The sequence below is a fragment of the Leucobacter luti genome (assembly GCF_019464495.1).
GTDB classification, from domain to species: domain Bacteria; phylum Actinomycetota; class Actinomycetes; order Actinomycetales; family Microbacteriaceae; genus Leucobacter; species Leucobacter luti_A.
On record NZ_CP080492.1, the window covers coordinates 1,633,262 to 1,655,935 of the forward strand.

The 22,674-nt window shown below is 65.3% G+C and carries 22 protein-coding genes; 13 read left to right on the forward strand and 9 right to left on the reverse strand.

Going from position 1 to position 22,674, the window contains the following annotated elements; genetic code table 11:
* The first annotated feature begins 30 nt into the window (after positions 1–30).
* The 7 genes from K1X41_RS07335 (at position 31) to K1X41_RS07365 (ending at position 6,172) form a co-directional block, all read left to right on the forward strand.
* Positions 31–951: a carbohydrate ABC transporter permease gene (locus K1X41_RS07335; protein ID WP_132206129.1), complete on the forward strand. Its 921-nt coding sequence runs from the start codon at positions 31–33 to the stop codon at positions 949–951.
* Complete coding sequence (locus tag K1X41_RS07340) at positions 948–1,850, forward strand: carbohydrate ABC transporter permease (RefSeq protein ID WP_207907471.1); 903 nt, start codon at positions 948–950, stop codon at positions 1,848–1,850. Before K1X41_RS07335 ends, K1X41_RS07340 begins: the two co-directional genes overlap by 4 nt.
* Complete coding sequence (locus tag K1X41_RS07345) at positions 1,847–3,385, forward strand: glycoside hydrolase family 3 protein (RefSeq protein WP_220175704.1); 1,539 nt, start codon at positions 1,847–1,849, stop codon at positions 3,383–3,385. Before K1X41_RS07340 ends, K1X41_RS07345 begins: the two co-directional genes overlap by 4 nt.
* Positions 3,382–4,290, forward strand: a complete 909-nt coding sequence (locus tag K1X41_RS07350) for an ROK family protein (RefSeq protein WP_243642956.1) — start codon at positions 3,382–3,384, stop codon at positions 4,288–4,290. Before K1X41_RS07345 ends, K1X41_RS07350 begins: the two co-directional genes overlap by 4 nt.
* A 101-nt stretch (positions 4,291–4,391) precedes the next feature.
* Positions 4,392–4,844 carry a GNAT family N-acetyltransferase gene (locus K1X41_RS07355; RefSeq protein WP_132206125.1) on the forward strand — a complete coding sequence of 151 codons (453 nt, stop codon included), beginning with the start codon at positions 4,392–4,394 and terminating at the stop codon, positions 4,842–4,844.
* A gap of 6 nt (positions 4,845–4,850) precedes the next feature.
* Entirely contained in the window at positions 4,851–5,780 is a 930-nt protein-coding gene (gene rarD, locus K1X41_RS07360) for an EamA family transporter RarD (RefSeq protein WP_133617234.1), read from the forward strand.
* A 77-nt stretch (positions 5,781–5,857) separates the two neighbouring features.
* On the forward strand, positions 5,858–6,172 hold the full coding sequence (locus K1X41_RS07365; RefSeq protein WP_132206121.1) for a metal-sensitive transcriptional regulator: 315 nt from the start codon (positions 5,858–5,860) through the stop codon (positions 6,170–6,172).
* 292 nt (positions 6,173–6,464) lie between these two features.
* Here the strand turns inward: K1X41_RS07365 and K1X41_RS07370 are convergent, their stop codons facing one another.
* Positions 6,465–7,976, reverse strand: a complete 1,512-nt coding sequence (locus K1X41_RS07370) for a helix-turn-helix transcriptional regulator (RefSeq protein ID WP_133617233.1) — start codon at positions 7,974–7,976, stop codon at positions 6,465–6,467.
* A gap of 191 nt (positions 7,977–8,167) precedes the next feature.
* Between K1X41_RS07370 and ppk2 the strand changes: the two genes are divergently transcribed.
* Both ppk2 and K1X41_RS07380 read left to right on the forward strand, forming a co-directional pair.
* Positions 8,168–9,139 carry a polyphosphate kinase 2 gene (gene ppk2 / locus K1X41_RS07375; protein WP_133617232.1) on the forward strand — a complete coding sequence of 324 codons (972 nt, stop codon included), beginning with the start codon at positions 8,168–8,170 and terminating at the stop codon, positions 9,137–9,139.
* Between the two features lie 126 nt (positions 9,140–9,265).
* Entirely contained in the window at positions 9,266–9,937 is a 672-nt protein-coding gene (locus tag K1X41_RS07380; protein ID WP_132206115.1) for a chlorite dismutase family protein, read from the forward strand.
* A 59-nt stretch (positions 9,938–9,996) separates the two neighbouring features.
* Here K1X41_RS07380 and ccsB read toward each other — a convergent pair whose 3' ends face one another.
* Both ccsB and K1X41_RS07390 read right to left on the reverse strand, forming a co-directional pair.
* Positions 9,997–10,983 carry a c-type cytochrome biogenesis protein CcsB gene (gene ccsB / locus K1X41_RS07385; RefSeq protein WP_396426505.1) on the reverse strand — a complete coding sequence of 329 codons (987 nt, stop codon included), beginning with the start codon at positions 10,981–10,983 and terminating at the stop codon, positions 9,997–9,999.
* Positions 10,984–11,079: 96 nt separating this feature from the next.
* The gene (locus tag K1X41_RS07390; protein ID WP_220175705.1) at positions 11,080–11,514 is read right to left on the reverse strand and encodes a hypothetical protein; all 435 of its coding nucleotides are present in this window, start codon (positions 11,512–11,514) and stop codon (positions 11,080–11,082) included.
* Positions 11,515–11,618: 104 nt separating this feature from the next.
* Here K1X41_RS07390 and K1X41_RS07395 point away from each other — a divergent pair, with 104 nt between their 5' ends.
* The gene (locus tag K1X41_RS07395; RefSeq protein ID WP_220175706.1) at positions 11,619–12,851 is read left to right on the forward strand and encodes a cation:proton antiporter; all 1,233 of its coding nucleotides are present in this window, start codon (positions 11,619–11,621) and stop codon (positions 12,849–12,851) included.
* A 110-nt stretch (positions 12,852–12,961) separates the two neighbouring features.
* On the forward strand, positions 12,962–13,891 hold the full coding sequence (locus K1X41_RS07400) for an oxygenase MpaB family protein (RefSeq protein WP_220175707.1): 930 nt from the start codon (positions 12,962–12,964) through the stop codon (positions 13,889–13,891).
* 44 nt (positions 13,892–13,935) lie between these two features.
* Here K1X41_RS07400 and K1X41_RS07405 read toward each other — a convergent pair whose 3' ends face one another.
* Positions 13,936–14,652, reverse strand: coding sequence for a PspA/IM30 family protein (locus K1X41_RS07405; RefSeq protein ID WP_132206107.1), 717 nt, complete (start codon positions 14,650–14,652; stop codon positions 13,936–13,938).
* Positions 14,653–14,762: 110 nt separating this feature from the next.
* Positions 14,763–16,751 (reverse strand): TPM domain-containing protein, encoded by a 1,989-nt coding sequence (locus K1X41_RS07410; protein ID WP_220175708.1) that lies wholly within the window; start codon positions 16,749–16,751, stop codon positions 14,763–14,765.
* Positions 16,752–16,923: 172 nt separating this feature from the next.
* Between K1X41_RS07410 and K1X41_RS07415 the strand changes: the two genes are divergently transcribed.
* Complete coding sequence (locus K1X41_RS07415) at positions 16,924–18,759, forward strand: glycerophosphoryl diester phosphodiesterase membrane domain-containing protein (RefSeq protein ID WP_220175709.1); 1,836 nt, start codon at positions 16,924–16,926, stop codon at positions 18,757–18,759.
* A 3-nt stretch (positions 18,760–18,762) separates the two neighbouring features.
* Here the strand turns inward: K1X41_RS07415 and K1X41_RS07420 are convergent, their stop codons facing one another.
* The 3 genes from K1X41_RS07420 to K1X41_RS07430 are packed head-to-tail and all read right to left on the reverse strand — an operon-like array spanning position 18,763 to position 20,886.
* Positions 18,763–19,755, reverse strand: a complete 993-nt coding sequence (locus K1X41_RS07420) for an SRPBCC family protein (RefSeq protein WP_220175710.1) — start codon at positions 19,753–19,755, stop codon at positions 18,763–18,765.
* Between the two features lie 11 nt (positions 19,756–19,766).
* On the reverse strand, positions 19,767–20,108 hold the full coding sequence (locus tag K1X41_RS07425) for an ArsR/SmtB family transcription factor (RefSeq protein WP_220175711.1): 342 nt from the start codon (positions 20,106–20,108) through the stop codon (positions 19,767–19,769).
* A gap of 52 nt (positions 20,109–20,160) precedes the next feature.
* Positions 20,161–20,886 carry a VTT domain-containing protein gene (locus K1X41_RS07430; protein WP_133617225.1) on the reverse strand — a complete coding sequence of 242 codons (726 nt, stop codon included), beginning with the start codon at positions 20,884–20,886 and terminating at the stop codon, positions 20,161–20,163.
* Between the two features lie 193 nt (positions 20,887–21,079).
* On the opposite strand from K1X41_RS07430, the gene K1X41_RS07435 reads away from it, so the two are divergent.
* Positions 21,080–21,739 (forward strand): PepSY domain-containing protein, encoded by a 660-nt coding sequence (locus K1X41_RS07435; protein ID WP_220175712.1) that lies wholly within the window; start codon positions 21,080–21,082, stop codon positions 21,737–21,739.
* Positions 21,740–21,790: 51 nt separating this feature from the next.
* Here the strand turns inward: K1X41_RS07435 and K1X41_RS07440 are convergent, their stop codons facing one another.
* On the reverse strand, positions 21,791–22,672 hold the full coding sequence (locus tag K1X41_RS07440) for a bifunctional methylenetetrahydrofolate dehydrogenase/methenyltetrahydrofolate cyclohydrolase (protein WP_220175713.1): 882 nt from the start codon (positions 22,670–22,672) through the stop codon (positions 21,791–21,793).
* Between the last annotated feature and the right edge of the window lie 2 nt (positions 22,673–22,674).

The following is a 22,674-nucleotide window of genomic DNA, read 5'->3' on the forward strand; positions in this document are numbered from 1 at the left end:
ACGTCTCCACCACCCTCGAGAGGCCCTGCGATGACCACGAGCGCCCCGCCCGCCACACAGCGGCGCAGGTTCCGGCTGACCCCGTATGCCCTGCTGCTCCCCGCAACACTGATCGTGCTGCTGGCGCTCGGCTATCCGATCATCTGGCAGCTCATCACCTCGATGCAGCACTTCGGTCTCGCACAGCAGTTTGGCAGTCCCCCCGAGTGGGTGTGGTTCTCCAACTACATTGAGCTGTTCACGAACCCGACCACCTGGCTCGTGGTGGCCCGATCGGTCGCCTTCTGCCTCATCACCGCAGGGGTCACCATGATCATCGGTGTCGGCCTCGCCCTGCTCATGCAGGCGATCCCTACGTGGATCCGGATCAGCCTTCAGATCGCACTTCTGCTCGCTTGGGCCACTCCGGTTGTCGCCGCGATGACCATCTGGAACTGGATCTTCGACTGGCGCCGTGGCCTCGTCAACTGGGTCCTCTCGAGCCTCGGCTTCCCCGTCCAAGGGCACAACTGGTTGCAGGATCCGCTCTCGTTTTTCGCGGTCGCCATGATCATCGTCGTCTGGATGAGCGTCCCGTTCGTCGCATTCTCGGTGTATGCCGCCCTCACACAGGTGCCAGGCGAGGTCCTTGAGGCCGCGCAGATGGACGGCGCGTCGCACTGGCAGCGCCTGCGCTACATCATCCTTCCGGTGATCAAACCGATCCTCGGCATCGTCATGCTGCTGCAGATCATTTGGAACCTGCGCGTATTTACTCAGATCAAACTGCTGCAGGATCGCGGCTCCATCGCGAGCCAAACCGATGTGCTCGGCACGTACATCTATCAGCTCGGAGTCGGCTCGAGCGATTTCGCCATGGCGAGCGCAATGTCGATCTTTGTCCTGCTGCTCACCATCGCCCTCAGCTGGGCCTACGTCCGAAACCTCGTCAAGGAGGATGAGCAGCCATGAGCCGCACCGACACCCTCACCATGACCGCACCGATCGAGGTCGTGCGGGAGCGCGGGCGTTCCCGGCCGCGTCGGCTCCCGCGTGCGCTTCTCGGAGCACTCGCTGTCGTGCTCGCCCTCGTCTGGGTCTTCCCGGTCTACTGGATGCTGAACTCCTCACTGCTGCCAGGGGTCGTGCTTGAGAAGACCACGCCGACGCTGCTACCAATCGGTGGCTCATTCAAGAACTTCGCCTCCGTATTCTCGGGCGGCAGCTTTTTCCAGGCGCTCGGGATCAGTCTCGCAGTGGCGGGGATTGCAGTCGTGTGCTGCCTCCTCTTTGCGTTCCTGGCCGCGCTCGCGATCAGCCGCTTCCGGTTCAAGGGGCGGCGCAGCTTCGTACTCGCTGTCCTCTTTATTCAGATGCTTCCCGCCGAGGGGATGTTCATCGCACAGTACAAGTTGATGGGCTCTCTCGGACTCCTGAATTCCATCATCGGCGTCAGCATTATCTATATTGCCGCCGTGGTGCCGTTCACGATCTGGATGCTGCGCGGTTTCGTGGCCGGGATCCCCGCTGAGCTTGAAGAGGCTGCCATGGTTGACGGCCTGAGTCGCACCCAGGCATTCCTCCGGATCACGTTCCCGCTGCTCGCACCTGGTCTCGTTGCGAGTGGCGTGTACGCCTTCTTGCAGGCGTGGAACGAGTTCACGGTGGCGCTGGTGATCCTGCAGGATTCGAATATGCAGACACTCCCGCTGTGGCTGCGGGGCTTCATCCAACAGTCTGCGTCGCGCGCGATCGACTGGGGCGAAGTCATGGCCGCGTCGACGCTCGTCGCGGTCCCCGTCATCATCTTCTTCATGTTCGTGCAGGGTCGTATGACCAGCGGCCTCGTCAGTGGCGCGGTCAAGGGATGAGTGGCGCCCAGCAGTCGGCACCGAGTGAGCTCCGGCTCGCAGTGCGCGCAACGCTCATGCCCGGCTTCGACGGTTTCACGGCTCCGGAGTGGATCATCGCGGCGCTCGGCAACGGGCTCCAGTCGGTCTGCGTCTACGGTGCGAACGTCCGAGACCGTGCGCAACTCGCTGCGCTCGGCGCCCAACTGCAGTCTGCGGCCCCCGGCGCACTGGTCGCGATCGACGAAGAAGGCGGCGAGGTCACCCGCCTGCACTACCTGAACGGGGCACCGTATCCCGGTGCCGCGATCCTCGGCCGCATCGATGACCTCTCATATACCGAGGAAATCGGCCGCCGCGTCGCGACCGACATCCTCGCGTCCGGCTTCACCCTGGCGCTCGCTCCCGATGCCGACGTCAACAGCAATCCTGAGAACCCGGTGATTGGCACCCGCAGCTTCGGCACAGACCCCGAGCTGGCGGCCAGACACACTGCGGCTTGGGTACGCGGGCTACAAAGCGCTGGCGCGATTGCGTGCCCCAAGCACTTCCCTGGCCACGGCGACACTGCACAGGACTCCCACCTCGCCCTCCCGCAAGTAGACGCAGACCTTGCGCTGCTCGATGTGCGTGATCTCCCGCCCTTCCGCGCCGCGATCGCAGCCGGTGCACGTGCGATCATGACCTCGCACATCCTGCTGCCGCACCTTGATGACTCGGGTCCGGCAACGTTCAGTCGCCCGATCCTGCAGGGCCTCCTGCGGGAACAACTGGGCTTCGTCGGGGCCATCGTGACCGACGCACTCGATATGCAGGGCGCAAGCGGTGGCATCGGAATCCCAGAAGCCGCCGTGCGTGCGCTCGCCGCCGGCTGCGATCTGCTCTGCCTGGGCACCTCGACCGGCGCTGACGGCATGCGCGACATCGAAGATCACGTGCTCGCGGCGATCGACAGTGGCCGGCTCGAAGAAGCGCGCGTGCGTGAGGCCGCCGCACGAGTGCGTGAACTGCGCGCCGTGAGCGGTGCCTCAGAAGGCGTCTCACCGGTTCCGCTGGAAGCACCGGACGTGGCAGAACTGGACCGGATCGCCGCGAGCTTCGCCGGCGGTGCTGCTGCGCGGGCCTGGCTCGCAGCACACCCTTCCGCCCGCGTCATCCGGGTGAACGCCGAGACAAACATGGCCGTCGGCTTCGCTCCGTGGGGACCGTTCGCGACCTCAGAGCACCCCGTGCTGCCGCAGGGGGACTCCGCGCGCAGTTTCGCACGCCGGCCGGGAATCGCAGTGTCACACGCGACGGCGGTGCCCTGGCTGCCCGACGCAGAGGCCAGCAGCGATCTCGGCACGATCGTGATCGGCCGCGATCTCCACCGGCACGCATTTGCTCGCGCTGGTATCGACGCGCTCCGAGCGGCCGGCCACGCAGTCCTCACGGTCGACATGGGCTGGCCGGCTGATCCGGGCGTCCCTGGCGGTTACGCTGAGCTGGCGAGCTACGGTTCCTCAGCACTCGCTGGAGCCGCGCTGCTCCGCATCACGGAGGGAGCTCGCGCATGAGCGAAGCACTGCGGATCGGCATGGACATCGGCGGCTCTAAAACCGCTGCGGTCGCCCTCGACCTGAGCGGTGCCGTCGTGGCATCGACACAACTGCTCACGGAGCGCGGCCCCGATGGCGTGCTCGACACAGCCGAGCACGCCATTCGTGAACTTGCGCGACTCACCGCTCGGTCAGCGCGCGAATTCGCCTCAGTCGGCATTGGGATTCCTGGCCAGATCGACCGTGAGCTCGGCGTCGTACGCAACGCCTACAACATCGACGTCGCACGCCTCGCCCTCGCTGAGCTGTTGAGCGAGCGTACCGGCCTCACGGTCACGCTCGACAACGATGTCACCGCGGCGGCGATCGGGGCGGCGCATCTGATGGGACTCTCCGGCACCGTCGCGTACCTCAACCTCGGCACCGGCCTGTCTGCCGGCTTCGTGGTCGACGGTGCTCCACTCCGCGGTTCACACGGCGTCGCAGGCGAGATCGGTCACCTCGCGGTTGATCGACTCGAGCGACCGTGCCCGTGCGGGCAGCGCGGCTGTCTCGAGACGGTCGCGAGCGGCTCAGCGCTGAAGACGTACTGGCCAGCAGGCGGGGACCACCCCGGCCGGATCCTGCTCAGCGCGATCGCGGCAGGCGATGCCGAAGCGCGCACCGCATTTGAGTACCTTGTGCGCGGTGCCGCGAATTGTGTCCGTCTCCTCGTCTTGGCACTCGATCCGCACACCGTCGTCATTGGCGGAGGTCTCCGGCTGCTGGGCGATCCGCTCTTGGATGGGATCCGCACCACCCTCGATGAGTGGTCTGCGGCTTCGCCGTTCCTCACCGAACTACAACTGGGCGAACGTGTGCAGGTGCTGCCGGAAGACTCTTCTGCGGCGGCGGTGGGGGCGGCGCTCGCCGGAATCAGCTAGAACATGCCTCAGACAGCCTGGACTGGGCTTCGTGAGGGCGGCATTCCACTGGTTTCACATTCGGGGCTTGCGCCCTGCCCGGCACCCGCTAGCCTGGGGGTATGACCGATCTCAGACTCGAAGAACTCTCTGCTGCGACCATCGTCGCTGTGAACACGCTCGGTCTGAAGCCTGGCCAGGAGCAGTTCGTTACCCCGGTGTCGTATGCCGCCGCTGCCGCGGTGACCCCGGCCCACACTGCGTGGCAGCGCGTCGTCCTCGACGGCACCAATGTGGTCGGGTTCATCCACGGCCACTTTGATCCGGAAGCCTCGCAGGAGGAGTTTCAGGCGGCACTGTGGCGCATCAACGTCGATGCCGAGGCCCAGGGGGAAGGCGTCGGTACCTTCGCTGTGAACGCGCTCATTGATGAGGCGCGCCGACGGGGAGTCTCCAAGCTCACCGTGCTCTGGGAGCGTGGCGAAGATGGCCCTGAGGAGTTCTTCCTCCACATTGGCTTCGTACCGGTCGGGGAAACTCCCTACGGCGAGGTCATCGGCGCGATCACGCTGTAGCCGGGAGTGCTTGGCTCCCGCACCCCGGTATCACGCGGGCTTCTCGCGTCCGTAGGGTCATCACTCGCGTTCGCCGGCGTCTACTTCGTCACGCCTATGCTCTCCCCCGCCTCGGCTGAGGCAGTGTGGGGCATCCGGAACCTCATCGCGATCCCGATGATCGCGCTTGCGCTCCTCGCGGTGCGGCAGTGGCATCTCGCCACTGAGATCGTGCATCGGGTCAGGCGCACACCGCTGCTCGCGCTCGGAATCCTCGCTTGCGGATTTCTGGTTGCGGCACAGCTCTGGGTGTTCAGCTGGGCACCGTTGCACGGTCGCGGGCTCCAGGTCGCGCTCGGGTATTTCCTCTTGCCGCTCGTACTCGTGATCATCGGCCGCTTCCTCTACAAAGACCGTCTGGTGTGGTGGCAGTGGCTCGCAGCCGGGATCGCAGCGATCGGCGTCGTGTTCGAGCTGATCCGCGTTGGCGGTGTCTCATGGGAGACGCTGCTCGTCGCCCTCGGGTATCCGGTCTACTTCGTACTGCGGCGCGCACTCGGCACAGCGCATCTTGGCGGGATGTTCTGGGAGTTTGTGTCGGTATCGCTATTCGCACTCGCGTTTCTTGTGCGCGAGATCGGAGCGGGCACCTCGACGGCGGCGAACCCCGCCCTGTGGTGGGCGGCGCCGCTGTTCGCGGTATGGACCGGAATCGCGCTCATGCTCTACATTTCCGCGTCGCGCCTGCTGACGATGAGCGTGTTCGGGCTGGTGAGCTACCTCGAACCAGCCCTCCTGGTGGTCGCTTCGCTGCTGAACGGCGAACGGATCGGGGCAGAAGAGTGGGTGATCTACGGTGCAGTGTGGGCCTCAGTCACCGTGCTGCTCGTGGGCGGCTGCGTCGCACTCGTGCGAGATCGGCGTTCTCGCCAGAAACCGCCTCAGCCCGACATCTAGCGGATCTTCTCGCCACGGCGCTACGCCCTGCGCGATCCCGCAGCCGCACTCCGGTTTCCGCGTGTATGGTTCTGGTCATGAGCGATGCAACTGCCGACACCTGCGAGCACCAGACCCACGGGTATATCGATCAGAAGGATGATCTCCTGAAGCGGTTGCGGCGTGCGGAGGGCCAGGTCCGCGGCGTGCACCGCATGGTGGAGGAAGACGTCTACTGTATTGACATCCTGACCCAGGTGTCCGCGGCAACCAAGGCGCTTGAACGCGTTGCGCTTGCGCTCCTCGACGATCATCTGCGCCACTGTGTCGCGTCGGCGGCGTCTGAGGGTGGCGCTGTCGCGACCGAAAAGCTCGAAGAAGCTTCGGCGGCAATCGCCCGCCTCGTGCGCTAGGAAACGGGCAAGACTCCCCGGAGGGTGTCGCGGTCCCCACCGCCACTCCCTCCGGGCCGCATGCGTGCACGACGCGCGCGAGAGTCCCCATTATTTATCATGCGCCCTCCCCCGAAGGCGCCCGCGCTAGGCCCTGTGAGATCCGGGGCCGCACGTGTCGTCGCGCACACCTGAACCAGCGGGCGCAAACAACGCTTTCACCCTACCGAGGTCAGACAACTCGGTGACTACCACGGAGAGAATTCACCCCCCGTTTCACCCGGGCGAGCGCCCCCTGTTGCGGTGTGCAGGATCAGACGAGGCCGCGCCGCTGCGCCTCAAGCACCGCCGCGCTGCGCTGCGAAACCCCGAGTTTTCGATAGACGGACCGCAACTGAGTCTTCAGGGTGTTGAGGGAAATGAACTGCGTCGCAGCGATCTCCTCGCGCGAACGCCCGCTCGCGAGCAGCGCCAGCACTTCGATCTCACGCTCGGTCAGGTGCTTCCCTGTCACCGCGGTGGCACGGGCAAACGGCCCACTCACCACAAAGCCTTCCGGCCAGGTTGGAATCACGCTCACTGCGAACTCACGCACTGAGTCATCAAATTCGGCAGCGTCGCGCGCAGTGAATCGACCTGGCAGCGCCATCGCTCGCTGCAACACCTCGTGACACTCGTCGCGTTGCTCGAGACGTAGGTGAGCCGCCGCCAGCACGCCGTGCCTCCAGAGCGCGATCTGGCGCAGCTCCCGCCCACTCTCCGGCATATCAAGCACGCGCTGCAGCGCGCGCCTCGGTTGTCCGACGTTGAGATGCAGCAGCGCCAGCATGAGTTGAGTCCGATGCAACTCGGGATCGGCGGTCACGATGTGCTGTTCGGCCCCGCGCGCGTTGTCCATCCCGAGCAGAAGGCTCGCCCGCAGCAGCGCGACAATACTGCCTGGGTAGCCGATCCCCCTGGTGCGAGGCAGCGCCATGCCATCGAGCAACGCGAGGAGACGCTCGGCATCGGCGTAGGCGCCTCGCTCGGCGAGGAGGCGGCTCCTCGCAATCGCGTAGAACGGCCACATCTCTCCGATCTGACCGGGCTGCACGGTCGCGATGAGGCGGTCGGCCGCTTCGAGGTCTGGATCGAGAAGCGCTTCGACCACGGTGAGGATCGCGTCAACGCCCGGCTCCGTCCAACTGCGAGTGCGCGAGATCGCCGCCGCATGAGCCGCATAGTCGCGCGCCAGCTCTGGATCCCCATCGCACGCCTCAAGCAGCGCAGACTTCGCATACGCCTCTCGCAGTAGGAACCGCAGCACGGGAGCAGGCGGGTGGATCTGCGCCTCAGCGAAGTGGAGCAATGCCTGCGGCATGTCCCCTGCCAACATGGCCGTCGTGCCCAGCTGCACCGAGAGAAACAGGTTCCAGCCACCCCTGCGGTCGATGACCGGGTGCATCTGCACCCGCTTCGACATCAGCTCGGCTCCGACTCTCGCAGCCATCGCAGTGTCGCCACGCAGCCGGTACTCGTACATGCGCACGAACGGCTCTGCCTCGGGCAGCACCTCATCATCGAGCCTGGTCGCCTGCAGCGTGGTCGGCATCGGATCGCCCAGCAGAAACGCATGCACAGCTCCGACGATGCTGTTTTCCGGGGCTCCGCGGGCCATGAGACCACCGAGCAGCCCGCGAAGCCGGTTGGGCACGCAGCCAAACCAGATCTCGAGTGCATACAGGTCGAAGTAACGCAGCGCCGGGTCGATGCTCTCCTGCGCGCACGCCAGCTCGAACTCACTGACCGCGTCTTCAAGCTCCCGAAGAACTGGAGAATTCCGCACACCCACCCCCGGGCTCACTACGTTGTTCGTCTTCCCAGACTAGTGAATGTCCCTGAATTTGTTGCATCGTGGCCGCAGCCTGCACCTCCCGCGCACCGCACAGCTGGGTCGACTGCAGGCATCAGCCGCGGATCCCCACCCTAGACTGGAACGGTACACAGCCACACGCAGGCACAGGGAAGGATCCCCGCATGGGAGAAGCAATCCGCACGCCCGACCACACCGAGTCCAATCCGGAGGAGTTTGCGTTGGCCTCGCCCGACCAGGTCGACGTGACCCCCGAAATCGATGAGATCGGCGAACTGCTCGGTCTTGATGAGACTCCGGATCCCGGCGCGAACGCCGCGTGGCGGCAGGGATACCCCTACGACACCAAGATTTCGCGCAAGGAATACGAAGAGCGCAAACGCCTCCTGCAGATTGAGCTCCTCAAGCTCCAGGCGTGGGTGAAGGAATCTGGCGAGCGGATCATGATCCTATTCGAGGGACGCGACGCCGCCGGCAAAGGCGGCGCAATTAAGCGATTCACCGAGCACATGAATCCCCGCGGCGCACGCGTGGTCGCACTCGAAGTGCCGACGGAGCGGGAGCAGTCGCAGTGGTACTTCCAGCGGTACGTGCAGCATTTTCCCGCCGCAGGCGAACTCGTATTGTTTGACCGCTCGTGGTACAACCGGGCTGGGGTCGAGCGGGTCATGGGGTACTGCTCACCGCAGCAGTACTTGGAGTTCACGCGCTCAGCCCCCGAGTTCGAGAGCATGCTAGTGAACTCAGGGATCAGGCTCATCAAATTCTGGTTCTCTGTTGGCAAAGCGGAGCAGCACGAGCGATTCATGGCACGCTCGCAGGATCCGGTGAAACAGTGGAAACTCTCGCCGACCGACCTCGCGAGCATCGACAAGTGGGATGACTACACCGCCGCCAAGCAGGCAATGTTCTTCTACACGGACACTCCGCACGCACCGTGGACGGTCGTGAAATCAAACGACAAGAAGCGCGCGCGCCTCGAGGCGATGCGCTGGGTGCTCTCCCGCTTCGACTATCCGGACAAGGATCACGCCGTCGTTGGTGTGCCAGATCCACTCGTGATCGGCTCACCGGCCACGGTGTATGACGACGGGGAATCGCCTGACGTCGCTTTTCCGACCGTCTCCGTCGCCTAAGGCGTGTCCGGGGAATTCAGGCCGACGGTGCACTTGAATTCCCCTACAGACCGAGTATTCGCGCCCCCTGGACATCAGAGGGCGCGAACGCTTGCGCCCCAGCCGCTCGCGCGAGACGATGAGGGTATGAGCGAAGACGTCAGCACCCAGCAGCAGTCAACGGTCGAACCTCCCGCGCACGCAGCGGATCCCGGAGAGGTGGCGTTCTCACTGTTCGCAGTGTTCCGCCTCAGTTCATCGCACCCGGTCGTACTTGACGGCCGCGATGTGCCCGACATTGTCCAGGAACTCGAGGACGTCACCGCCTCGCTCGCCGAAGAACGTGTCTTCGTGCGCGGGTGGTACGACGTGAGCGGGATCCGTTCAGACGCCGACCTGATGGTGTGGTTGCATGGCTCAGAGATCGAGGATCTCCAGTGGGCGCTGCGGCAGCTTCGTCGCTGTGCTCTGCTGCGTCCACTGATCCGCGCGTGGAGCGGGATTGGGGCCGATCCGGTGCCGCAGGAGGGCTTCGCCTCGCGGGAGCCCTCAGAGTGGCTTGCGTGTGCGACCGCTGAAATCCCAGACGAGACCCCGCTCGCCGGACTCGCGAGCGACGGCGATGTTGCGCTCCACGTGTTTGACGCGGCAGGCCTCGCGGACGCAGGCTGGCTCGTTGCGGCCGAGGCCGACGATCCGCTGGCACTGATCGGACTTGTCAGGGCACTGCAGCACGGCGCTCCCGTGATCGCTGACGTGCGGACCCGCTACACGGGCCGCTTCATCGAGCCGGCCGAAATCGTCGAGGTGCTGCAGTAGACAAATCGGGTGGGACGGCTCCCGCCGCCCCACCCGATGCTCCGCATACTCCGAGCGACTTACAACCCGGAGTAGGCGTGCAGACCCTTGAAGAACACGTTCACGATTGCGAAGTTGAAGATCACCGCAGCGTAGGCAATGATCGACAGCCACGCGGATCGTGTGCCACGCCACCCACGCGTGGCGCGGGCGTGAATGAAGCCGGCGTAGAGCACCCAGATTACGAAGGTCCAGACTTCTTTGGTGTCCCAACCCCAGTAGCGACTCCACGCCGCCTCTGCCCAGATCGAACCGGCGATCAGCGTGAAGGTCCAGAATACGAAGCCGATGATCGCGAGGCGGTACGAGAGGTCCTCAAGACGCACCGCAGACGGCAGCGTCGCGAGGAAGCGGGCGCCTCCCGGTTGCCCCGCCGCGAGCTTCGCATCTCGCTTTGCCTGCATCAGCTGCAGCACCGAGAGGCCGAAGGAGAGGGTGAGGAACGCGACGGCGAGCACCGCGACCAGGATGTGGATCACCAGCCAGTAGGAGTCGAGCGCTGGCTGCAGCGGCACAATGGCAACGTAAAAGTTCACCTTCGTGATGCCGAGGAACAGCACTGCCATGCCGGTCACAAGCGTTCCGAGGAAGCGCAGGTCGACAAAGAACTGCACCAGCAAGAAAATCAGCATGATTGCGCAGGTCGCGGTGAGCGCGAACTCGTACATATTGGCCCACGGCACTCGCTCGGCACCGATACCGCGCAGCACTGTCGCGGTGAGGTGCAGGATGAAGCCGAGCACCGTGAGCGAGAAACCGATGCGCAAGGCGCGCGAGCGCGGCTGCTTCATCGGTGTCGATGTGGTCTTCGTGCGGGTCATCGTGGCAACGCCACCGCCCGCAGCGGCGGTCACCGCGGCGGTCCCCGCCGCGGAATCTCGGGCTCCCGAGGCTGCGTCTCCGCTTCGATTCGCCAGGTCGACCGCGTAGAAGACGAGGGCGATCGCGTACACGATCATCGCCGAATACAGCGCGGTCGTTGAGAAGGTTTCCAGCTCGCTCAGCACAGTTTCTCAGAGTAGCCGTCGCCCCCGCATTCTGGCTGAGAACTCACCCCGCGCGGCACGCACACCTCCCACGAGACCGGCGTGTCACGCTAGCGACTACGGAGCTGGAGAGACCAGTACCTCAAAATGGAGCGGCTCGATCCCGCCCTGTTCGTGTGTCAGCGTCACCTCGGTGGACCCCGCGGCGAGCGCCGTGATACCCGGGCGGAACTCAGCGCTATCGTCGTGGAGCCCTGCAGTAAACACGGCGATCTCGGGATCCGCGACGTCGCCGCGATAGCTCGCTACGTCGAGGCCAGCAGTATCGACGACGAGGGACTGACCCACCACGAGCGCAATGCGCGCGCCCTGCAATTCACCAACTGCCTGGGTCACCGGCGCGATCACGTCGCCACCCAACAGTTCCTGCTGCTCAGACGTACGCGCGGCCCCCTCGTCCACGGCCCCCGTGCCTGGCGCGACAGCACAGCCGATCAGCCCAAACACCATCGCGGCAGTGGCTGCTCCTCCCAACACCCTCTTCTTCCCCATATCACCAGTGTCGCATCGCGCGGGCCCGCTCGCTAGCATGGGGCATCGCGTGCAGTCGTTCTGCACTCGCCAGCATCCCCGCCACAGGCGTCGAGAGGATCCCAGTGACCAGCTCCGAGCTCACCACCCTACTCATCCCGCTCGTTGCGGTGGTTGCCCCGCTGCTCGCCGCGCTGGTGCGCCGCGCACTCGTGATTCCACTGGTCGTATTTGAGATTGGCCTGGGCATGCTGATCGGGCCCGCGGGGCTCGGGTGGGTGGCCGATACTGAGCTGCTCGGCACAGTCTCGCAGTTCGGCCTCGCCGCCCTGTTTTTTATGGCCGGGAACGAAATCGACCCAGGGACGCTCCGTGGCACTCCCGGGCGCCGGGCGCTCGGCTGGTGGGGTGTCTCAGCGCTGCTCGCGCTGGGTGCTGGGTTTGGGCTCGGCCCGGATCCAGCGTCGGCTGTGCTGATCGCTGTCGCGCTGACCGGCACCGCGCTGGGCACGATCATGCCAATACTGCGCGATGCCGGGCTCTCAGGGACACGCCTCGGCGGCGCGATTACGACCGCGGGCGCAATCGGAGAATTCGCGCCGCTCGTTGCGATCTCTGTGTTCCTCAGCGGGAAACAGCCGCTTGCGGGCACCCTGGTGCTCGTGGTGTTTGTCGCCGTCGCCGGGGCGGCGTTCTGGCTTGCGCGACGTGGCCCGCGTCACTGGCTACGGCGCATGGTGTCAGTCACGCTGCACACGAGCGGACAGTTTGCCGTGCGTTTTGTTCTCCTGTTGCTCGCGGCGCTCGTGGCGCTCGCCATCGCCCTGGGCGTTGATTTCCTGCTCGGTGCGTTCACGGCAGGAATGCTGGCTCGGGTGGTGCTGCAGGGCGGGGACCCCGAGGAATTACGTGTCATCGAGGCAAAGCTCGACTCTGTCGCGTTTGGCTTCCTGGTGCCGGTGTTCTTCATTGCGACGGGGGTATCGTTCCCCCTCGCTGAGCTGTTCGGGGACCCCGCAGCCCTCGCACTCGTTCCGGTCTTCACCGTGGTCATGCTCGGAGTGCGCGGGGTGCCCGGTTGGTTCGCCGGGGGGCGGGGAACCACGCTCAGCGATCGTCGCACGGCTTCGCTGTTTACCGCGACGACGCTGCCGCTCGTCATCGCGGTCACATCGATTGGCGCGGATCACGGTGTGCTCGATTCGCAACTCGCCGCGGCGATGGTGGGGGCCGCCATGCTCACAGTGCTGCTGTTCCCCATGCTCGCGCTGCTCGGGAGAACGCCCGAAGCCGCACCGGAGACCGTCGTGGCGGCGAAACGCGATGAGGATCCGTTCGTGCAAGGTGCACACGAGTAGTTCACACCGAGTCTTCGTTCTGACACCCCACGGAAGCCTCGAAGCAATATAGTTGGACATTATCCAATTTTCTACGGCGTCGCGTCGGCGCATGTATCACGGGGAGCACGATGACCACACACGACACAACGAAACGCGAGCCAGCAGCGGGCTGTCCGGTCGCGCACAGCGGGAACACCGCCGCAGCGCAGACCCGGGCTCCCGACGCGACAGCCACAGGAGACAGCGGCTATTTCGGACCGGGCAGCGTGAGCTGGCGCCTCTACTCCGACCCGTCGTCCAAGATCGGCGGAATCGCCGCCCTGCTCCTGCAGTCGCTGAATCCGATGATGATGCGCGTCTTCGCCGGTACCAGCGGGTACGCGACAGACATGGAGGGGCGCGGAGAGCGCACCGGCCGGTACATCGATACGACGATATTCGGAGACCGCGCACACGCTGACGCCGCGGGGGCCGCAGTGCAACGGCTCCATGCCGCAAGCACATGGACCGATCCACGCACCGGAGAGGAACTGCGCGCTGATACGCAGGAGTGGCTCGCGTGGACTCACAACTGCATTGTGTACGGCGTATTGCGGGCCGCAGACTTGTACGGGCCAACACTTACCGTTGCAGAGCAAGATCGTTTCCTGGTCGAACAGCACGAGGCCGCCCGTATCGTCGGCATTACCGACGCGGAATTCCTGCCCGACAGTCGCGCAGCACTTGATCGCTACATTGATGACAACAAGGACTGGATGGCGCTCACCATCCCCGCCGCGGAGATCTCACGCTCAATGCGCAAACCCTCGCTCGCGGGCAACCCGCTGAAAGTGTGGGCTGCGGTCAACATTCAGGACGGCGTGCTCGCCCTCCTTCCCGACTGGGCACGTTTGCTGTTTGGGATTGAGGGCAGGCCGATGAATCTCCGCGCTGCCGCCCGCGTGACTCGTCGACTCGTGGCGTCCGCTCGCGCTGGGAAATCCTCCGAGGACCTCATCACCGAGGTCGCCGAGCGCGTGCAGACACACCCCTACCAGAAGCTCCGCACTCGGAACTAGGTGAGCGCACCGGAGGGATTTCCGGTGCGCTCACCCCGCTGTGGCTAGTTGCCGCCCTGCTTGAGCGCTTGCAGGCGCAGATCAACTTCGCTGAGGGAGCCCAGATCGTCGAGCTCATTGAACTGTGCGTCCAGCGTCGAGGCTGCGAGCTCGGCCTGGCCGCGCACCATCGCTTCCTGACGCTTGACCTTCTCCTCGAAGCGACCCAGCTCGCTTGTCGGATCGAGCACATCGAGGTTCTTCACCGCATCTTGCACCTGCGACTGCGCGTCAGCGACCTTGCCGCGCGAGACGAGCTCGTCACGCTTGGCCTGCAGCTGCACGAGCTTCTCGCGCATCGTCTGGAGGCCAGTCTTGAGCTGGTCGACCACCTGCTGCTGCGCGGTGACGCTGGGCTCAGCAGTGGCAACCTCCTTTTCGAAGGAGATCTGCTTCGAGAGTGCGACGCGCGCCAGGTTGTCGAAGCGGTCAGCGTCCGCAGCGTCGCCGGATGCGCGGAGCTTCTCAGCCTGCGACGACGCGGCCGCTGCCTTGCTGCCCCACTCGGTGACGGCTCTGCGATCCTCCTCCAGGTCAGCCTCCATCAGGCGCAGGTTGCCGATAGTCTGCGCTACCGAGCTCTCCGCGTCGACGATGCTGTTCTTGAAGTCACGCTCCATCTGGTTGAGCATTTTCTCCGGATCCTCGGCGGAATCCAGGAGCGCATTGATGTTTGCCTTGGCGAGCTGTGCAATCCGGCCAAGGATGGACTGTTTTGCCATTTCGGCTTCCTTTCCTTACGTTCCACCGAACTCGCTCGGAGGAGCTTCCACCGCCCGCCCGAGTGGGTGAGCGAAGTCTCAATCTGCCGACGCAGTGCGTGAGATCCGGTTCAGAACCGGCCGCCACCGCCCCGCCGTCCGCCACCACCGCCGCCGCCAATGGAACCGCCACCGTTCCATCCGCCACGAAACCCGCCTCCGCCGCCGCGTGAGCCACTCCAGCCGCCGCCTCCGGACCCGCCACCGGACCCGCCGCCGCTCAGCAGTCCGCCGAGGATGCCCCCGAGCACGGCGCCACCGAAACTCCCGTTCGAGCCGCCACCGCCACCGCCGTAGCCGCCTCCACCACCCCATCCGGAAACATCGTTCCCCGCGAGCTGATACGCGGCCCGCGCATACTGTGTTGCCGACTGGGCGTGCTGATAGGAACGTGCAGGATCGGGCTGCGCGTACTGCTCCGCGAGCTGGAGTTGACGCTGTGCCTCAGCGAGCCGTGTGCGCGCTTCGGCGCCAATAGCGCCCCGTCTGGTCTCGATGAACTGCTCGGCAGCGAGCACCTCGGCGCGCGCTGGGACCAGTGCTTCATCTCGCGCGGCCACAGCGCGGCGCGTGCGCTCCTCGGCCTCGCGCGCACTCCCAATCGCAGCATCGATCTGCACGTTCGCAGCTGCGACCGCACTGAGCGCTCGCACAGGGTCGCCCTGCGTTCCCGCGGAGAGTACCGCGTTCACCTGCTGCGCCGCTGCCTCAAGCGCCTGCCGATCGGCCTCACCGGCGCCGCCGATCAACTGGGCCACCGTCTGCAGATCGCCCTGGAGGTCCGCCCGCGCAGCTTCAAGCTGGCGCGCGCTCTCCGCAAGCTCCGCTGCGACCAGCTCAGGTGACTTCGTCAGAGTGTTCGCCTGATCCAGCGCCGCCTCAGCTGCGCGGAGCGTGACCGCGGCCGCCGCACGTTCGCCGGCAGCGATCTCCGTTTCTGCGGACCCCACGCAGTCGGCGACGAACCCCAGCCGCGACTCCGCTTCGCCGAGATTGTGCTGCAGCTGACCAACGACGGTCTCCGCATAGCTCGCTGCCAGCCCGGCCACGGTCTGACGAGCCGCAGTCAACTGCTCACGCGCGCGCGGCAACGCCGCACTCAGCTGTGCAAGCACTTCGGGCGCGCGCTGCTCGACTTCCCGGAGCCGGGAGAACGACTCCGTGTGTGCGTCAAGCGATTCCTTTGCACCGGAGCAGCGATCGATGATCTCACCGAGCCATGCCCTGCGCTGCTCATCAGTGTCTGGAACGTCATCATCGAGTTTCTGGCGTAGCTCGAACGCTGCCTGCAACTGCGCGCGAGCCTCGCCGATCGCCTCCGCAAACGGTTCCGCAGCGGCCGCCCCGAATTGGGCCTGTGCGAACCCGAGTTCTTGCTCACTGCTGCGCACATCGTCATCGACACGCACCAACAGCGCGCTTGCCTCTGCTTCGAGATCCGCCAACGCGACCGGGGCCGCACCCTCCACGGTCTCCTTCGCGCGTTTCCGATTCCGCGCTACGATCACTCCGGTCGCAACACCACCGACCACGACGACGCCACCGATCACTGCGACGGCTACGCCTACGCCATTCGATTCGGGGCTCAGGACAACCTGCTCGATCCCGGTGAGCGTCTCGCCGATCACCCCGGTCCAGTCGCTTTGTTTCAATGCCGGCCGCACATAGTCATCCGTGAGCTTCTTGTACTGGTCGTCCGTAATGAGATTCTGCGCTGCATTGAGATCGAACAGCCGGTCCTCGACGGCGATACTCAAGAGCACGCCGTCGTCACCGAGGAAGTTCTTCTGTGCAGTCGCGGCACCCCACGCCTCCGGATCCTCCGGCGAGCTGAAGCGATCGACATAGACCACGAACAGTTGCACACCCTGCTCAGCAGCGAACGTACGCACCTGGGCCTCGAGCCGGTCGCGATCCGCACCGAGCACGGACTTCGTGGTGCCGTCAATCACGTACGCGCCGGAGAACTCCGGTGGCGCGGTGGCGAATGCAGCAGACGGGGCACACCACATCAGTACGGCCAGCACTGACAGCCCGAGCATCGTAGCGACCCGCTTCATACCGCTCCCCCCGCCGCGGCGCAATGGAGCGACGCATGGTTGTGAGCCTCAGTCTAGGAGCCAGCACATGTGCACCGCCAGTGGCAAACCCATGGCCTGCCGCCCACTCTAAGCTGGTCACGGGGTGACCGAGCGTCGTCGGTGACAGGGACTGGGAAAGCGGGAAGTTCGCATGCGCGGGAAACGGCCAAGCATCTGGGGCGACACGGGCGCGCTGCTGCGCGGGGCGCTGCAGCTGGTGCGCGCTGGCGGGGCTCGGCTCTGTGGCCTGATCCTCGTCACGCAGCTCCTGATCCTGCTTGTCGCGCTCCCGGTGATCAGCTGGCTGTTCCGCGAAGCCCTCCGCGCGAACGGCATGGCGGGATTGGATCTCGGTCAGCTGCCAGTGCGGGCTGGATTCCCGCTCACCGTCTCCCTCATCGTGGCAATCATTGTCCTCGTATTTTGGATCCTGGCGCTTCAGTTCACCGCACTCGTGGTGCTGCTGCGGTGGCCGCGCCTGAGCGGCAGACAGTACGTGCGCGAGCTCGGCCGCGTGGCGCGTGCGCTGCTGCGGCCAGCTGCCCTCCCGCTCCTCGGCTACCTATTCGTCCTCGTGCCGCTCACGGGTTTTGGTTTCACCTCTGCGCTGACCCGCGGCCTGGCTATTCCGCAGTTCATCTCCGGGGAACTGTTCAAGGCACCCGCCACAACCGTGGGCTTTCTCCTGTTCCTGCTTGTGCTCGCCTGGCTCAACGTCCGCTTCTCGCTCACGGTGCCAGTGTTCATCCTCACAGCTGGCCGGCGCCCGCTGCGCACGAGCTGGCGGCTCACCAGCGGCCCCCGCACCTGGGCTCCCCTGGTGCTCGCCGCTACAGTCGTGCTCGCACTCGGTTCCCTGGCGGGCAGCGTGCTCGCGGCAATCGCGCTCGCTCCGACTGCCGCTGCAGACGCGCTCCTCCCTCCCGCCGCCGCTGGCACCGCGGCGGTGTCCCTCGGCATCGCGCAAGTGCTCGGTATGCTGCTGAGCGGTCTCGTGACTGCGGGAATTGCGGCGCTGCTCATCACACAGTTGCGTCGCACCGCGTCGCGTCTCCCGAAGAACGGAACGCTGCTCCAGTACCCGGAGCCCTCGCGGGCCGGGGTTCAGGCTGCGAGCGCCCGCCAGATCGTCCCCGCCGTTCTCGCGATCGCCGTCGTCCTCGCGATCGGCTGCAGCGCAGCGGGGTGGGGCACAATGCACCGGCTCGCGGCCGCGCCCGAGTCGCTCGTGCTGGCTCACCGCGGTTTCTCGGCGGGGGGCGTCGAGAACACACTCGGCGGGCTCGACGCAGCTGCGAGGGCTGGCGCTGATCTCGTCGAGATGGATGTCATGCAGACCAGCGATGGCGGATTTGTTGCGATGCACGACGCACAGCTCGACCGCCTCGCTGGCCGCCCCGATGCGGTGAAGGATCTCACCCTCGCAGAACTGACCTCGATCACGGTGCGCGATGCGAACGGACACGAGGATCACATCCCGAGCTTCAGCGCGTATGTGCAACGCGCACAAGAGCTTGAAATGCCGCTGCTCATCGAGATCAAGATCGGCGGCGGCGAGACTCCCGATCACGTCGATCGTCTCGTCGCTGAGCTGGAGGAGCTCGGCGCGCTGAACGAGAACATCTACCACTCGCTCGACGCCCCCAGCGTTGAGCGGCTCAAGCTCCTGCGCCCCGATCTCACCGTCGGGTACACCATGGCGTTTGCTGGCGGCGGAATTCCCGAGACAGTTGCTGACTTCATCGTCGTGGAGCAGTGGACCGCAACGGCCGTCATGCAGGACGCGGCGTGGGGCGCAGGCCTCGGGTTCATGGCCTGGACCGTCAACGATGAGGCTGGCTACCGCGAACACCTCCGCCGAAACACCGACGGGATTATCACAGATGTGCCAGATCTCGTGCTCGCGGCGCGCGCTGAGATGCAGCACGGCAGCGGCATGGCGGCGATACTGTTCGACGCCCTCACCCGATTCGTCACCGTGGTGTAGTGATCAGACCGGCAAACCCACCTGCTCCAGCCGCGCGTAGCTCGTTTCCATACCGTCGATCATGCCGGTCGCGAGGATCATCTCCCGGGTCTCGGTATCCGGGTACGTGATCACGAGGGTCAGGAGTGTGCCGTCGGCCTGCGGTGTGAGCGTCAGCTCGTTGAGCGTCACCGGGCTCGTGGCGCCTTCGGGATCGGAGGGTGTGGTCATCGCTTCGGTGGTGACGAGTCGCACAATGGGCTCCGCCGTGACCACTTCGCCGGTGAAGCCGAACCGGTTGCCGCCATCGGCTGCAACCCACTCGTAGCGATACCGGCTCCCCGGCGTCGGCTCGAACTCACACACCGGCATACTCCAGCCATCGGGTCCGAGCAGCCAGCGCTGCAACAGCTCAGGCTCCGTATGCGCGCGCCACACCTGCTGCGCCGTCCCATGGATGACACGAGAGATCCGAGCGCGCTCGCCATCGATGCGCTGCAGCTCGGTTACACGGCCAGCGGCAAACGCTGTGAGATCAGCGAGCACAGCGTCGATCTGGCCCATGGCCGAGCGCATACCCTCCTCCATGTGCATTTCCATCAGCTGCTCAAGCTCGGCGAGCGAGCCGAACAGGGTGGTGGTGGTGAGGCGGGAACCCAGCGCGGTCTCAGCGAAGTCGAACACCATTCGCATGCTCGGTAGCTCGGTGTTGGGCTCGCCGTCTGCACGTGCGAAGCCGTCGCGCACTTCGAACGAGCGACCATCTACAACGGATACCCACTCCCAGTACCCGCGGCTCTGATCACCATCCGGCCCCGTCATACAGTAGTTGCTGACGCCGCCTGGAAAGGCATCGTGGCGGAGAAACGTCGCCGGATATTCCGGCGGCCCCCAGAATCGCTCGATCTGGCGCGGGTCGAGGTAGGCGTCCCAGAGCCGCCGAACAGGGACGGTGAAATCAGCGACGACCGTCAGAGTCAGCGCCTCGGTGTCTGTAGTGACGGAGGTAATGGGCATGATCGAGCCTTTCAGTTCTGGTCTGGCTCGGCGAGGAATGCGTCGAGTCGATCGATTCGATTGCGCCAGGCGCGTTCAACCTGGCTGAGCAGATCCCGTGCGCGCTGAATCGTCTCGGGGTTGCCACGGATCATGCGTTCACGCCCGCGTGGAGTGCGTGCAACCAGGTCTGCCGCTTCCAACACCGCGACGTGCTTCTGCACCGCAGCAAAAGACATGTCGTAGTCCGCCGCGAGCTCCGAGATCGAGGCCTCCGCGGTAAGCGTGCGACGTACGATGTCGCGCCGCGTCGTATCTGCAAGGGCCCGGAAGATCCGGTTCGCCTGCTCTTCTTCCACCATTTGTGCAACCATTTGGTTGCACATTACGCCTCGCGAACGCTGCCGTCAACCCCCGCTGCGGGAGTTACTGGGGGTCGGTGCCCGCAGCGGGCTCCGACGTCACTGCTGCAGCCGCACTGCGCTTGGCACGCCACGAGCGGAAGGCGCGTGCCAGCTCGAACAAGATCGGGATACCGGGAATCAGTACGAGCACGATGATGAACACTTCGCTGTACTCACGCACAAACGGGATCTGGCCCAGGAAGAACCCGAGCAGCGTGACACCGACGCCCCACAGCAGGGCACCCACGGCGTTATAGACCACGAACTGGCGATACCGCATATTGCCGACGCCCGCCGCGGCTGGCACAAAGGCACGGAAGATCGGAAGGAACCTGGCGATGATGATTGCCTTCGGCCCGTGCTTCTCAAAGAACGCGTGGGTGCGCGCGACGTTCTCGGGGTTGAACAGTCGACTCTTTTCGCGGCTGAAGATCGCAGGCCCCAGTTTTCGGCCGATCATGAAGCCCATCTGATCTCCTGCAAACGCAAAGATGAAGAGCAGGATGCACGTCAGCCAGATGGGAACGTCAATGATTCCGGTTGCCGAAAACAAGCCGACGGTGAACAGTAGCGAGTCACCCGGCAGGAACGCGAGCACCAGCACGCCGGTCTCGAGGAATACGAACGCGCACGCGAGAATCAATGCTGCCCAGCCGCCTGCCTTCAGTAGCGTCTCGGGGTCAAGCCACTCGATACCGAAGAGGGCCGGGACAGTGGCCGCGGTTAGAGCAGCTAGCGTCGAGGTCACGGGATAGGTCTCAGCTCTCGTTCAAGACGGATTCGGGCGGCACGCGGCGTCTCCACCCCGGCACCCGTCCAGTATGCCGCGTATCGCTGGACGTGCGCTGGTGAGGGCGGGAAGACGGACATCCCGGCGCACGCTGGAGGGGCGACAGGGGTACGCTGGAGGGACCACGCAGTGAGAATCTGAGGGGGACCGCATGACACCACCATCACCCGCTACCAGCTGGAGTCACTCACGCAGAGTCGCGGTGGCCGCAGCATGCACGGGGGCACTCACCCTCACTCTCGCGGGCTGCATCACGGTCAACGTGCCGCCCACATCCACGAGCGACTCTGGAACATCACGGCAGAGTTCACAGCCCAGCGCAACCCAGCAGCTGGGAGACTCCGATTTCCCGGCGGCTGGCATTCCAACGCAGGTGAAATGGCCGTCAGACTGGCTCGAGGGCTTCATGGGCGAATCGGAGGGTGTCCGCGGCACGATCGTGTCAATCGATCTCGACTATGAGCGAGGCCAATGGATCTGGGAGGTCACGAGTCGGGACCCCGGCCCGAACGCCGAACACCCTACGCGCGGCTTTGAGGCTGACCTCGCCGCAGAAACGCTCGAAGTGCTCAGCTCTCGCGAGGTGCAGCTCGACCCAGAAGAGCAGACCAAGGTCACCATCGGCATCGCCGAAGCAGCCCGACTCTCCGGAGAGAGCTCTCCGAGCCCGCGCCTGGTCGAGCTCGCACAAGACGAGGACCGCGGTGTGGCCGTGTGGGAAGCGACACTCGTGGACACTGAGACGTGGGCAGAAACCGAGCTCACGATCGACGCGAACACCGGGAACATCCTGACCCAGGAAACTGACTAGCTGGGTGGGCCAGCGCGCACGCTGGCCCACCCAACACAATCGGACCGGAGACTACGCGGAGGCGCGCTCCGCCATCTCGACCACATTCTTGAGGAGCAATGCCCGCGTCATGGGCCCCACCCCTCCAGGGTTGGGAGACACCCACGCAGCGACCGCAGCGACCGAGGGGTCCACGTCACCGACGACCCGCGACTTCCCCGTCTCGGGGTCCGAGGTGCGTGAGACTCCCACATCAAGCACGATCGCGCCAGGCTTCACGTCTTCGGCGCGCACGATACCCGCGACGCCGGCGGCCGCGACGATCACATCCGCTCGGCGCAGCTCGGCGCCAAGATCGGTGGTGCCCGTGTGCGTCAGCGTGACGGTCGCATTGAACTCCCGACGTGTCAGCAGCGGTCCAATCGGGCGCCCCACGGTCACACCGCGACCGACAACGACGACATGCTTGCCAGCCCACGACAGGCCATTGCGCTCGACAAGCTCGATCACGCCGCGTGGTGTGCACGGCAGCGGCGAGCTGATCTCACTGTTCGCGTTCAGCACGAGCCGCCCGAGGTTCGTCGGGTGCAGGCCATCAGCATCTTTGTCAGGATCGATGCACTCGAGAATGCGATCTGTATCGATGTGCTTCGGCAGCGGCAGTTGCACAATATAGCCCGTGCAGTCCGGATCTGCGTTCAGCTCAGCGAGGACGGCTTCAAGTTCCTCCTGTGTGACCGATTCAGGCAGCTCGCGCTTGATTGACGCGATCCCCACTTCTGCGCAGTCACGGTGCTTGCCAGCGACGTACCACTGCGAGCCGGGATCCGCTCCCACGAGCACCGTCGCGAGCCCGGGCACGATCCCGCGCTCAGCGAGCGCTGCAACGCGCACGGTCAGCTCAGCCTTGATTGTGGCCGCAGCCGCTGTGCCGTTCAGGATCTGAGCGGTCACGC

Excerpts from the sequence above, each read along its gene's own strand:
- K1X41_RS07335 (WP_132206129.1), top strand. The coding sequence starts at position 31 with ATGACCACGAGCGCCCCGCCCGCCACACAGCGGCGCAGGTTCCGGCTG.
- K1X41_RS07340 (WP_207907471.1), top strand. The coding sequence starts at position 948 with ATGAGCCGCACCGACACCCTCACCATGACCGCACCGATCGAGGTCGTG.
- K1X41_RS07345 (WP_220175704.1), top strand. The coding sequence starts at position 1,847 with ATGAGTGGCGCCCAGCAGTCGGCACCGAGTGAGCTCCGGCTCGCAGTG.
- K1X41_RS07350 (WP_243642956.1), top strand. The coding sequence starts at position 3,382 with ATGAGCGAAGCACTGCGGATCGGCATGGACATCGGCGGCTCTAAAACC.
- K1X41_RS07355 (WP_132206125.1), top strand. The coding sequence starts at position 4,392 with ATGACCGATCTCAGACTCGAAGAACTCTCTGCTGCGACCATCGTCGCT.
- K1X41_RS07365 (WP_132206121.1), top strand. The coding sequence starts at position 5,858 with ATGAGCGATGCAACTGCCGACACCTGCGAGCACCAGACCCACGGGTAT.
- ppk2 (WP_133617232.1), top strand. The coding sequence starts at position 8,168 with ATGGGAGAAGCAATCCGCACGCCCGACCACACCGAGTCCAATCCGGAG.
- K1X41_RS07380 (WP_132206115.1), top strand. The coding sequence starts at position 9,266 with ATGAGCGAAGACGTCAGCACCCAGCAGCAGTCAACGGTCGAACCTCCC.
- K1X41_RS07390 (WP_220175705.1), bottom strand. The coding sequence starts at position 11,514 with ATGGGGAAGAAGAGGGTGTTGGGAGGAGCAGCCACTGCCGCGATGGTG.
- K1X41_RS07400 (WP_220175707.1), top strand. The coding sequence starts at position 12,962 with ATGACCACACACGACACAACGAAACGCGAGCCAGCAGCGGGCTGTCCG.
- K1X41_RS07405 (WP_132206107.1), bottom strand. The coding sequence starts at position 14,652 with ATGGCAAAACAGTCCATCCTTGGCCGGATTGCACAGCTCGCCAAGGCA.
- K1X41_RS07410 (WP_220175708.1), bottom strand. The coding sequence starts at position 16,751 with ATGAAGCGGGTCGCTACGATGCTCGGGCTGTCAGTGCTGGCCGTACTG.
- K1X41_RS07415 (WP_220175709.1), top strand. The coding sequence starts at position 16,924 with ATGCGCGGGAAACGGCCAAGCATCTGGGGCGACACGGGCGCGCTGCTG.
- K1X41_RS07420 (WP_220175710.1), bottom strand. The coding sequence starts at position 19,755 with ATGCCCATTACCTCCGTCACTACAGACACCGAGGCGCTGACTCTGACG.
- K1X41_RS07425 (WP_220175711.1), bottom strand. The coding sequence starts at position 20,108 with ATGGTTGCACAAATGGTGGAAGAAGAGCAGGCGAACCGGATCTTCCGG.
- K1X41_RS07435 (WP_220175712.1), top strand. The coding sequence starts at position 21,080 with ATGACACCACCATCACCCGCTACCAGCTGGAGTCACTCACGCAGAGTC.